At 66.8% G+C, this 247-nt stretch carries 1 protein-coding gene; it reads right to left on the reverse strand.

Annotated elements, in window-relative coordinates; genetic code table 11:
* Positions 1-108: 108 nt before the first annotated feature.
* Positions 109-247, reverse strand: a 139-nt coding sequence (locus C7C46_RS33485; RefSeq protein ID WP_181442684.1) for a transposase, incomplete at its 5' end; no start/stop codon positions are given.

A 247-nucleotide genomic window follows, 5' to 3' on the forward strand; every position in this document is an offset into this window, starting at 1 on the left:
CCATCCCTTGTTCTTCGCAGGGAATCCCGGCCTTTAGGCCGGGCGGGATTGCGATCCTTGACCCGGAGCCGCGAAGCGGCGGAGTGCTCTGCGGCTCCGGGGTGACGGTCAGACGGGCCGCTGCTGGTTCTCGATGTACTCCTTGACGATGCTCAGCGGTGCGCCGCCGCAGGACCCCGCGAAGTACGAGGGTGCCCAGAACACGGAACCCATGCCGATCCGGTTGATACGGCCGGTGTACTCGGCC

The organism is Streptomyces tateyamensis (assembly GCF_003205575.1).
Classification (GTDB): Bacteria; Actinomycetota; Actinomycetes; order Streptomycetales; family Streptomycetaceae; genus Kitasatospora; species Kitasatospora tateyamensis.